This is a genomic window from Streptomyces sp. SID9727 (assembly GCF_010550605.1).
In the GTDB taxonomy this organism is placed as follows: Bacteria; Actinomycetota; Actinomycetes; order Streptomycetales; family Streptomycetaceae; genus Streptomyces.
Genome location: NZ_JAAGNI010000042.1, coordinates 1 through 10,035, shown reverse-complemented (window position 1 = coordinate 10,035; position 10,035 = coordinate 1). Strand labels below are relative to the sequence as shown.

Annotated in this window: 7 protein-coding genes and 1 pseudogene; 3 read left to right on the top strand and 5 right to left on the bottom strand. The window is 71.9% G+C overall.

The window, feature by feature from the left end:
* The 4 genes from G3I41_RS02490 to G3I41_RS02475 all read right to left on the bottom strand — a co-directional run.
* The coding region (locus tag G3I41_RS02490; RefSeq protein ID WP_164398651.1) for a LysR family transcriptional regulator at nucleotides 1–837 on the bottom strand (837 nt) is incomplete at its 3' end.
* Nucleotides 838–903: 66 nt separating this feature from the next.
* A complete protein-coding gene (locus G3I41_RS02485) occupies nucleotides 904–2,097 on the bottom strand; it encodes a glycine C-acetyltransferase (protein WP_164398650.1) in 1,194 nt (397 codons plus the stop codon).
* A 27-nt stretch (nucleotides 2,098–2,124) separates the two neighbouring features.
* Nucleotides 2,125–3,153, bottom strand: coding sequence for an L-threonine 3-dehydrogenase (tdh, locus tag G3I41_RS02480; RefSeq protein WP_164398649.1), 1,029 nt, complete (start codon nucleotides 3,151–3,153; stop codon nucleotides 2,125–2,127).
* Between the two features lie 235 nt (nucleotides 3,154–3,388).
* Nucleotides 3,389–3,835, bottom strand: coding sequence for a MarR family transcriptional regulator (locus tag G3I41_RS02475; protein ID WP_164398648.1), 447 nt, complete (start codon nucleotides 3,833–3,835; stop codon nucleotides 3,389–3,391).
* Between the two features lie 234 nt (nucleotides 3,836–4,069).
* Here G3I41_RS02475 and G3I41_RS02470 point away from each other — a divergent pair, with 234 nt between their 5' ends.
* Nucleotides 4,070–4,690 carry an L-threonylcarbamoyladenylate synthase gene (locus tag G3I41_RS02470; RefSeq protein ID WP_164398647.1) on the top strand — a complete coding sequence of 207 codons (621 nt, stop codon included), beginning with the start codon at nucleotides 4,070–4,072 and terminating at the stop codon, nucleotides 4,688–4,690.
* Nucleotides 4,691–4,828: 138 nt separating this feature from the next.
* Here the strand turns inward: G3I41_RS02470 and G3I41_RS02465 are convergent, their stop codons facing one another.
* Nucleotides 4,829–7,813, bottom strand: a complete 2,985-nt coding sequence (locus G3I41_RS02465; RefSeq protein WP_343242041.1) for a S8 family serine peptidase — start codon at nucleotides 7,811–7,813, stop codon at nucleotides 4,829–4,831.
* Nucleotides 7,814–8,091: 278 nt separating this feature from the next.
* On the opposite strand from G3I41_RS02465, the gene G3I41_RS02460 reads away from it, so the two are divergent.
* Both G3I41_RS02460 and G3I41_RS02455 read left to right on the top strand, forming a co-directional pair.
* Complete coding sequence (locus G3I41_RS02460) at nucleotides 8,092–9,078, top strand: transcriptional regulator (RefSeq protein WP_164398646.1); 987 nt, start codon at nucleotides 8,092–8,094, stop codon at nucleotides 9,076–9,078.
* 181 nt (nucleotides 9,079–9,259) lie between these two features.
* Nucleotides 9,260–10,035, top strand: a pseudogene (locus G3I41_RS02455) (hypothetical protein); the annotation flags it as partial.

Sequence of the window (10,035 nt, the reverse complement as noted above, 5' to 3'; positions counted from 1 at the left end):
CCGGCGCACCGCCGCGAAGACCCGGCGGGTGGGGGCGGTCCCGCGCACCGGGCGGACCACCACGCCGGTCAGCGGCATGCCGCGGAGGGCGGTGCGCGGGACGAGGGCCACTCCGGCGGCGGCGCCGGCCAGGGCGACGACCGCGTGGAAGTCGTCCGAGGAGTGTTCGAGGTTCGGGGCGAAGCCGGCGTACTCGCAGGCCAGGACGACCACGTCGTGGCAGGGGTTGCCGGGGTAGGGCCCGATCCAGGCGTCCTTGGCCAGCTCGGCGACGGCCACCTGGTCCTGGCCGGCCAGCCGGTGGCCCACCGGGAGCACCGCGTCGAACGGTTCCGAGTAGAGGGGGACGCGGGTGAGCCGGCGGTCGTCCGCGCCGGGGGCGCCCCGGTACTCGACGGCGACGGCCACGTCGACCTGGCGGTCCAGGACCATCGGGACGCTCGCGTCGCCCTCGGCGTCCTGGACGCGGACCTTGATACCGGGGGCGGTCCGCCCCAGCGCGGCGATGGCGGGGGCGAGCACCAGACCGATGCCGGTGGCGAACGCGGCGACCGTGACCGTGCCTGCCTCGCCCGAGCCGTACGCGGCCAGCTCGGCCTCCGCCCGTTCCAGCTGGGCCAGGACCGCGTTGGTGTGGGTGAGCAGGATCTCGCCGGCCGGGGTGAGCCTGGCCCCGCGCGAGCCGCGTTCGACCAGCCGGTGACCGGTCTCCTGCTCCAGGGCGGCGAGCTGCTGGGAGACGGCGGACGGGGTCAGGTACAGGGCGGCGGCCGCGGCGGTCACCGTGCCGTGGTCCGCCACGGCACGCAGGACGCGCAGCCGCCGTGCATCGATCATGCGGCCCATTGTCCCAGGTCGCGGGGGCGCCCTGACCGCCCCCGCGACCGGCCTCGGGACAGCCCCTCAGCCCTCCAGCTCGGCGCGCGCCGCGACGAACGCGTCCACCGCGCGGTTCACGTCGTCCGTGGAGTGCGCCGCGGAGAGCTGGACGCGGATGCGGGCCGCGCCCTGGGGGACGACCGGGTACGAGAACCCGATCACGTACACACCGCGCTCCAGGAGCAGCTCCGCCATCCGGCCTGCCTTCGCCGCGTCCCCGATCATGACGGGGGCGATGGCGTGGTCGCCGGGCAGGATGTCGAAGCCCTCCTCGGTCATCCGGGTACGGAAGAGCGCGGTGTTGGCGTTGAGCCGCTCGCGCAGCTCGCCGGCGGACTCCAGGAGGTCGATGACCTTGAGCGAGGCGGCGGCGATGACCGGGGCGAGCGAGTTGGAGAAGAGGTACGGACGCGAGCGCTGGCGCAGCAGGGCGACGATCTCGGCGCGGGCCGCGACGTAACCGCCGGACGCGCCGCCGAGCGCCTTGCCGAGGGTGCCGGTGATGATGTCGACGCGGTCCATGACGCCGTGCAGCTCGGGCGTGCCGCGTCCGCCGGCGCCGACGAAGCCGACGGCGTGCGAGTCGTCGACCATGACCATGGCGTCGTAGCGCTCGGCCAGGTCGCAGATCTCGCGCAGCGGCGCGACGTAGCCGTCCATGGAGAAGACGCCGTCGGTGACGATCAGGCGGCGCCGGGCCCCGGACGCCTCCTTGAGCTGTGTCTCCAGGTCGGCCATGTCGCGGTTGGCGTAGCGGAAGCGCTTGGCCTTGGACAGGCGGATGCCGTCGATGATCGAGGCGTGGTTGAGGGCGTCGGAGATGACCGCGTCCTCGGCGCCGAGGATCGTCTCGAAGACGCCGCCGTTGGCGTCGAAGCAGGAGGAGTAGAGGATCGTGTCCTCCTGGCCCAGGAAGGAGGAGAGCCGCCGCTCCAGCTCCTTGTGGACCTCCTGGGTGCCGCAGATGAAGCGGACCGAGGCCATGCCGTAACCCCAGCGGTCCAGTGCCTCGTGCGCGGCGGCGATCACGTCGGGGTGGTCGGCGAGGCCGAGGTAGTTGTTGGCGCAGAAGTTCAGCACCTCGCCGGGGCGGCCCCCGGCGGTGACGGCCACGGTCGCGGACTGCGGGGTGCCGATGACGCGCTCGGGCTTGTGCAGCCCGGCCGCCTCGATCTCTTCGAGGGTGGTGCGCAGGTCGTCGCGTACGGAGTCGAACATGCCGGATTCCTTAAGGAGGTGAGGAGGTCAGACGGTCCAGTCGAGGATGACCTTGCCGCCGCGCCCGCTCGCCGCGTCGTCGAAGGCCGCCTCGAAGTCGCGGTAGCCGTACCGGCCGGTGATCACGGGGGCGAGGTCGAGACCGCCCTCCAGCAGGACGGACATGGCGTACCAGGTCTCGTACATCTCGCGGCCGTAGATGCCCTTGACGGTGATCATCGAGGTGACGATCCGGGCCCAGTCGACGGCGAACTCCTCGGAGGGGAGTCCGAGCATGGCGATCCGGCCGCCGTGCGTCATGTTCGCGATCATGTCGCGCATGGCCTCGGGGCGGCCGGACATCTCCAGGCCGATGTCGAAGCCCTCGCGCAGGCCCAGCTCCTTCTGGCCGTCGGCGATGGTCGACTCGGCGACGTTGAGTGCCAGGCTCACGCCGACCTTGCGGGCCAGCTCCAGGCGGGCCTCGCTGACGTCGGTGATGACGACGTTGCGGGCACCGGCGTGCTTGGCGACGGCGGCGGCCATGATGCCGATCGGACCGGCGCCGGTGATCAGGACGTCCTCGCCGACGAGCGGGAAGGACAGCGCGGTGTGCACGGCGTTGCCGAACGGGTCGAAGATCGCGGCGACGTCCAGGTCGACGGGGACCCGGTGCACCCACACGTTGGAGGCGGGCAGCGCGACGTACTCGGCGAAGGCGCCGTCGCGGCCGACGCCGAGGCCCAGCGTCGAGCGGCACAGGTGGCGGCGGCCGGCCAGGCAGTTGCGGCACTTGCCGCAGACGAGGTGGCCCTCGCCGCTGACCAGGTCGCCGACGGCGATGTCGACCACGTCCGCGCCGATCGCGGCGACCTCGCCGACGAACTCGTGGCCGAGGACGAGCGGGGTGCTGATGGCCTGCTGCGCCCAGCCGTCGTAGTTGCGGATGTGCAGGTCGGTCCCGCAGATGCCGGTGCGCAGGACCTTGATCAGTACGTCGCCGGGGCCGGTCTCGGGCTCGGGGACGTCCAACAGCCAGAGTCCGGGCTCGGCCTTCTGCTTCACGAGTGCCTTCACGGCTGCGGCTCCCTGTACGGCGTTGAGCTCCCCGGGCCGGGGGCATGCCTGAGGAAGCCTGCGGCCCGGGGAAGGATGAGGGGGACGGCGTGGCAGCGCGCTCGCACCGGCTGCCGCGCACCATCCTCCGCCGTCACGGAGAAATCTGCCGTACCCCGCGCCCCAGGTCCATCGAGGTTTTCTTAAGCGGGCCCGCAGCTCCGCTTCACACCGCGTACGGGTTCCGCCGTACGGCTCAGTCGCGCGGCCAGGGCCTGCCGTCGAGGCGTTCGATGTCGCGGTTGAGCCGGGCCAGGTCGTCCGCGAAGCGGGCGGCCTCCTCCGGGGTCCAGGCGGCGAGGACCCGTTGCAGGCCCTCGCGGTTCTCGGCCCGGTCCTTGTCGAGGCGGCGCTCGCCTTCCTCCGTGATGGCGAACTTGCGCGCGATCCCGCCGTCCGGGTCGGCGATGCGGTCGACCACACCGGCCCGGAGCATCGCGGCGGTCTGCCGGTTGAGCGTCGAGGTGTCGAGCCCGAAGGCGTCGTGCAGCTGGCCGATCGACATCGGGCCCTGGACCCGGATGCGGCTGAGGAGGATGTACGCGCTCCGGTCGAGCCGCCCGTCCCCACGCGAGGTGAGCAGGCTCATGTGCCGGCCGAGCAGCATCGTCTCGAACTCGATCCGGTCCACAGGCATGTCCACGCACGGCTCCCTACGACTGCGGCGCGCCTCCCCCACCGGGACGGCGACCTCTCTGTACACATATACCACGGAATGTGTGCACGATGCACCCATCATGCATGATGCACATCGTTCCGCGCGGGCCGGACAGGTTTGAACGGCGTCCACCACTCGAACCGGTTGTCCTTCCCCTCCCCGAGCCGGACGATCCGCTGCGACGGGAACCGTTCGCTCACCCGGTCGTAGACTCGCCGGATGGCGAAGTATTTCGACGTACACCCCGAAAATCCCCAGCAGCGCACCATCACCAACGTGGCCGAAAGCATCCGCTCCGGGTCGCTCGTCGCGTATCCGACGGACTCCTGCTACGCACTCGGGTGTCAGCTCGGCAGCCGGGACGGCCTGTCCCGCATCCGGTCGATCCGCAACCTCGACGACCGCCACCACTTCACTCTGATGTGCCAGAGCTTCGCCCAGCTCGGGCAGTTCGTACACATCGACAACGACGTGTTCCGTACGGTCAAGGCGTCGACGCCCGGCCAGTACACCTTCATCCTGCCGGCCACGAAGGAGGTGCCGCGCCAACTGCTGCACCCCAAGAAGAAGACCGTCGGCGTCCGCATCCCGGACCACCCGGTGGTGCAGGCGCTCCTGGCGGAACTGGGCGAACCGCTGCTCTCCAGCACGCTGTTGCTCCCCGACGAGGCCGAACCCCTCACCCAGGGCTGGGAGATCAAGGAACGCCTGGACCACGAGGTGGACATCGTCATCGACTCCGGCGACTGCGGTACGGAGCCCACGACGGTCATCGACTTCTCCGGCGGCGAGCTGGAGATCGTCCGCAAGGGAGCCGGCGACACGTCGCGGTTCGAGTGATGCCGGCGCGCCCCCGGCGCTGATCGCCGGGGGCGCGGTGGTCCAGGGGGTGCGGTGGTCGAGGGGGCACGCCGGCCCGCCCGGTTACGCCCGCGGGGCGGCACGCGTTTGCGTGCCGCCCCTTCCGTGTGCCGGGGTTCAGTTGAGGGTCAGCAGGGTGCCCGCCCCGTTGGCGTATTCGATCCAGGTGCTGGACCGGGTGCCCGTCCGGACACCGGACCAGCTCGCGGTGAGGTCGGTCGGCGTGTTGGGCGTGACCCGGGCCTTCTCCGGCGTGACCTTGGCCTTGCCGGTGACAGGGCTCTTCGCGGTGATGTTGTTCACCTGGTACGTGAAGGGAGTGACGGTGTCGTCCGTCGCTCCGATGGCGACCACGGCCACGAAGATAGTCCCGACCGTCGGCTGCGGCACGGTGATGGTTGCCGTGCCGTCGCTGTCGGGGTCGGCGAACTGGGCGGACTGGAGGACCCCGTCGGCCGACTTCGGACCCCAGACGACGCCCACGATGGTGTCCTGCGCCGCGTCGAAGTGCACCGTGATCTGCGACGCCTTGGCTCCCGCCGGGATCTGCGCGTCGTAGTAGATCTCCTGCGTACCCGTCAGGCGGGCCTCGGTGGCGGGAGAGGAGACCGGTCCGTAGGCGGTGGCCGTCAGGGTGCTGGTGGCCGGGGTGACCGAGTAGGTGGCCTTTCCGCTGGAGCCGGAGCCCTTGACCTCCGCCGGGGCGCGCACGCTCTGCGGGGTGACGACGATCGGGCTGCGGACGGAGGTGTGGCCGGAGGTCCAGGTGAGGGACCCGGTGTCGACGCGGCCGGCGGCTGCCGTGGTGACGTCGAGCGTGACGGTGAAGGTGCGCTTCTGGCCGGGGTGGGTGAAGTGCAGGACGGACGGGCGGACGGTGGCCTTGACGCCAGGCAGGTCGACCCGGGCGCGGTAGGTGCCGGCCGAGGTCGCCGTCACGGTGCGGGTGACGGTCTGCTTGCCGAAGAGGTCACCGATGGCGATGGAGGGGTAGTTGAGGTCGCTCGGGTCCACGGCGGGGGTCCCCGTCCCGGTGTCGATGCCGGAGCCTTCGAGGTACGCGAGCCAGTCCTGTTCACCCGAGTCGTACACGAGTCCGGGCCGCAGCATGGCCCGGGCGTCGACCTCACCGGCGCCCTGCGCGAAGGCGTCGCCGCTCTTCCCGCCGTCGGCGGTCCTGGTGGGGGTGGCGGTGGTCATCATGGCCGACTTGATGCTCATCGGGGACCAGGTGGGGTGCTGTGAGAGGTAGAGCGCGGCGAGGCCGGCGATGTGCGGGGTGGCCATGGAGGTGCCGGAGTAGTAGTCGAAGTCGTGGCCGTTGTTGCCGTCGGGGGACACGGCCGCGAGGATCGTGGCACCGGGCGCCGTGATGTCGGGCTTGAGCAGGTCGCCCTTGCCGACGAGCGAGGGACCGCGCGAGGAGAAGCCGGTCACCTGCGGGTAGACGTCCGAGGTGCCGCCGGGGGCGAGGGTCGCGGTGGCTCCGTCCGTGGCGGCGTAGGTGCGTACCGCCGTGGCGTCCGGAGTGTTGAGGTGGACGACCGGAAGCGGGTGCAGGTCGCCGTCCGTGCTCTGGTTGCTGACGTTGACGAGCACCACGCCGATGCCGCCGGCCCGCTTGACCTCGGCGGACTTCTCGACGCGTCCGCTGACGCCGCGGTCGCAGACGACTATCTTCCCGGTCGTGCGTGCGGGGTCGAGGGTGCCCGCCAGGCAGTAGTCGGCGTCTTCCGCGCGGGCGCCGGCGACCCTGGCCGCGGAGCCCCGGACGAGGGGGGCCGGGCCGACGGCCTTGTGCACGGTGGTGCTGACGCCGGTGTAGTTCGCCCCGTTGCCGAGGGTGACCGTGCCGGTGTGGGACGCGATGGTGCCGGCGGCGACCGTCGTGGTCCAGGGGGCGGTGTTGTCGAGAGAGGAGACCTCGGGCCCGGAATTGCCTCCCGCGGTGGCGACGAAGACACCGGCGGCAGCGGCGTTGCGCAGGGCGACCTGGGCCGGATCGTCGTACGCGCTCTCGAACATGCCGCCGAGCGAGTAGTTGATGACGTCCACTCCGTCGGCGACGGCCTGGTCGATGGCGGCGACGAGGTCGCTGGTCATGCCACCGTCCTGCGAGCCGTCCTTGCTCTCCCAGAGGGCCTTGTACACGGCGATGGTGGCCGCCGGGGCGACGCCGGAGACGGTGCCGAGGTCCTCACCGCCGACCGTGGCGCGGACGTCGGCGTTACCGGCCGCGGTGGACGCCGTGTGGGTGCCGTGCCCCTGGCTGTCGCGGGGGGAGATGTAACCGGCCCGGTTGGCCTCGGGGGCGTAGGCGAGCCAGCCGTCGGCGAAGTAGCGGGCGCTGACGATCTTCTCGTTGCAGGCGGCGGCGGTGAAGCTCTCACCGGTCTGGCAGGTGCCCTTGAAGGTGGTGCCGTCGGCCTTGTTCATGACGGTGGCGGCACCGTCGCGGTACGGACGGTAGCGGTCCTTCTTGCCCGGCTTCCTGGAGGTGAGGGCCGGGGCGTCGAAGGAGTCGCTCTCGGGCCAGATACCCGTGTCGATGTCGCCGACGACGATGCCCTTGCCCGCCTCGGCGGTCCCGCCGAGGGCGTTCCAGAGCCCCTTGCGGCCCGAGAGGCCGAGGAAGTCGGTCGAGTTCTTGTCGTCGGTCGCGTGGTGGAGGCGGTCCGGGGCGATGTGGAGAACGCCCTCGGTGGCTGCCAGCCGGACGAGTTGACGTGCGTCGAGCCGGGCGCTGAAGGTGTTGGTGGTGACCGCGTAGTGCTGCCGGACGGTGGCGCCGACCTTCTCGGCGACGTCGGTCTGCTCCTCCGTCAGGTGGGAGCGGTAGCGCTTGGCCGCGGCCGAGGCGACGTCGATCTTGCCGCCCTCGCCGGGCTTCGTGGCGGCGAGACCGTCGACGCCGCCGTCATAGGTGGCGAGGGGCTGGCCGGCGAGAGTGACGAGGTAGTTCCCGGCGGCGGGCGGGGCGGCCGGAGCGGTGGCGGTGGCGGGGGTGGCGAGGGGAAGGCTGAGAGCGGCGAGGCCGGTTGTGAGCAGACCGCTGATGACGGCTCGCCGGTTTCGGGACGCTCTTCGTGACAGGGGTGACACGGGCTCTCCTCACGGATTTCCGCGCATGCCGGAGAGGCGAGCGAGGGCGCTCGCCTACGGCGTGCGCCGGGGGCGGGAAACGATGCACCGCCTCTCACCAGGGAGGACTGACAGGCGGCACGGGATGAGTGAACGCTGTGCGATCACCCGGTGTCCAGATAATCTGATGGCCTGTTTGGCGTCGTGACCAAACGCGCCACGGACAGAGGGACCGGTCGGCCGGAATCGGCCGCGGGTATCGGGGGAGCGGCCCTCTCGTGCGGCAAGGAGGGCCGGCTGTGCTCGAAGCGGTGGGTGTGAGCGCGTTCGACGAGGACGTGTACCGGGCCGTGCTGTCGGGACCGCAGTGCGCGGTCCGCGACCTGGCGGAGAGTGCGGGGGCCGGAGTGGCCCGTACGGGAAAGGCGTTGAAGCGCCTGGCCGGGCTGGGCCTCGTGCGCCGGGTGGGGCCGGGCCGGTGGGAGGCCGTCAGCCCCCGCTCCGCGCTCTCGGCACTGCTGAACCAGCGGCGCTCGGAGACGGAGACGATGTTCGGCGAGGTGGAGTCGGTCCTCGCCGAGCTCCACCGCCTGCACAGCGCAGGGCAGTTGGGGGCCCACCCTGAGGCCCTGGTGGAGGTGCTTTCGGACCGGAAGGCGATCAGCAGACGGGTCGATGAGGTCAGCCGGTCCGTCACCACCCATGTGTGGACGTTGGACAGGCCGCCGTACCTGGAAGCGGTGGGGCAGCCGGACTTCCACGACCAGGAGAGGGCGGCCACCAGGGAGTGGTGGGAGCGCGGGGTGGACATCCGGGGTGTGTACTGCCTCGAGTCGATCGAACCGCCGGGCCGGCTGGAGACGATCCTGAGCCTGGCGGCTCTCGGCGAGCAGTCGCGGCTGTTGCGCCATCTGCCGTTCAAGGCACGGATCGTGGACCGGAAGGTGGCGATGGTGCCCCTGACAGGGGGGAGCAAGGAGTCCATCGTGTTCGTCCACCCGTCGGGTCTGCTCGACGGATTGGTGGAGCTGTTCGAGGCGTACTGGGAACGTGCCGAGCCCCTGCTCTCCGAGCAGGTGGAGGACAGGGCGGACGGCGGCCCCAGCGAGGAGGAGCTGATCCTCGTACGGCTGCTGCACGCCGGCTTCAAGGACCAGGCGATCGCCCGTCAGTTGGGCGTGAGCGTCCGCACAGCGACCCGGCGGGTCGCGTCCCTGATGCGGAGACTGGACGCGGGCACGCGGTTCCAGGCGGGCGTACGGGCGCGGGAGCGCGGCTGGGTGTGAGCCCGGCGAGGAGATGCCCGGCCTTCACCGCCTCGGGCGGCCCGGTCCTTGATAGCGTCGCCCCAGCGACTGCGGAGCACTCCCCGCCGGGGTCGCCGCTCTCTGCCGGGACGGCGCTGCCACCGCGAGGGCGGACGCGGGTGGCAGGGGGTCTTCAGGCAGGGACGAAGAGAGCCGACGCATGAGCCTCGCGCAGTTGCACTACACCTCCGCGGTGGACGGGGACGGAACCGGCGAGGACGGACCGGTCACCGCCCGCTTCACCTCGGTCGACGCATCGATACCCGCGTCCGTGCTGACCGAGGCGGGACCGCTGCTGGCCTACGAGGCGCCGAGCGGCACCCCGGACCGGCTCACGGACACCGCCCTGCGCGCCCTGCCCGAGGCGTACAGCTTCAGCCTGCTCTCCGACGGCAGCGGGCTGCTGGCCCGGACCGTCCCGGTGCGCTTCCCCCGGACCTCCGCCGTCCGCTTCCACGCCCACGCGGTCCACCTGCCCCCCGGCGCCCGGCTGCCCGAGGGGAGGTCGCCGCTCGCCGTCTGCAGGTCCGCCCGCTGGACCGCCGCCACCCCGGAGCGGCCGCTGCCCGACCCGCTCGCCGCGCTGCCCGCCCCGGCCGGCCACGAGGCCCGCGAGCGCGAGGCACTCAACGACTTCGCCGTCTCCCGCGGCCCCTGGCTCGCCGGTGTGCTGTCCGACCTGCGCCGCCTGCACGGGCCGGACGGACCGGAACGGGTCGTCCTGGTCGAGCGGCAGAGCGCGGACGTCGCCCGGTGGATCGCGCTCGCCGGGCTCGCCCTGCCGGACGGGCTCGCCGAGCTCCTGACCTTCACCACGTACACCCGCCGCCCGCGCGAGGCGGCGCAACGGGTGGTCGGGGTGCTGCCCGAGGACGCCGGTGAGCTGGCGGACTCCGGACTGCGCGTGCACGTGTGCACGGGTCCGCGCCCGGAGGG